2 protein-coding genes are annotated in these 986 nt (G+C 35.8%); both read right to left on the bottom strand.

Annotated elements, in window-relative coordinates; translation table 11 throughout:
- Positions 1-253 (bottom strand): transposase (locus tag I6F48_RS21195; protein WP_197120112.1); only part of this gene is annotated, 253 nt, incomplete at its 3' end.
- Positions 254-465: 212 nt separating this feature from the next.
- Positions 466-846: a hypothetical protein gene (locus tag I6F48_RS21190; protein WP_166421953.1), complete on the bottom strand. Its 381-nt coding sequence runs from the start codon at positions 844-846 to the stop codon at positions 466-468.
- Between the last annotated feature and the right edge of the window lie 140 nt (positions 847-986).

Raw genomic sequence — 986 nt, 5'->3', positions numbered from 1 at the left:
CTTTAGCAATTCGACGGCTACTGATCAAACCATGTGCATAGCCCAGTAAAATAATCTTTAGCATTACCGAAGGTGGATACGCCGCCGCGCCCGTTTTGTCATTGTTGTACCACGCGTCAAACCCCGATAAATCGAGTTTATTTTCGACAATATAACAAAGGGCATACTCAAAAGTGCCAGGCAGAATTTGCTCAGCGAAATTGATAGGAATGAATTTATTTTGACAGGATAAGTCAGGCTTGTAGTTAGCCATAACAGTTTACCGTGGGTGAATAATATCTATTAGATCACAGCGAACAGATGGATTCAAGGTTAAAAAGCAACCAACCAAGAATAGTTGGATACGTTCCTAAAAAGAGTAATTCTACAGCCTCAACGCCTTGCTAAGAGGCAAAATATAGTTGGTTAAAATAAGCGAGGCACGAGCAAAAAACCAACTGTATTTTGTCCTGCTTGTGCAACTTGTTAGTTGCCTTTTGCGAATTGCCAAAAGTCTCTGTTAGCGTACAGAACCCAATTTAAACTTTTGGGGACCATATAGAAATCTAAAATTTCAGTAGAGCTTTGGAATTTATCAAATTTAGACCATTTTAAATTTAGCTGTTCGCATAACCTTTTAGTTAAACCTGAGTGTTTATATTTACGTTCAAAGGTCTCAAATACAAACACTGTTTCGCCATATTTAGATTCAGAAACACCTGAAAAAATGAGACTGAATTGATCTTCAGATAACCAATTATTCACTTCGGAATTAGAGTTTTTAATGATTTCCCAAGAATTAGAAGTAAGACTTAATTCTTGGGCATTTTCAGTATCGATAATCGATTTTAATTCATCAAAGTGCAACTGAAACTCCATAGGCAACTAACGAGCCTGTAGATTAACTCGTTTTTTTATTTATTTTTATTGATAAACAAACCATAGCTGAGTTCCTATTTTGGTTCAATCGATTACTGTATTTTATGCAGAATATAAAGTGGGAGTTT

Source organism: Pseudoalteromonas sp. SWYJ118, assembly GCF_015864505.1.
Classification (GTDB): domain Bacteria; phylum Pseudomonadota; class Gammaproteobacteria; order Enterobacterales; family Alteromonadaceae; genus Pseudoalteromonas; species Pseudoalteromonas arctica.
The sequence above is the reverse complement of the archived record's forward strand: the minus strand, read 5'-3'. Positions and strand labels throughout refer to the sequence as shown.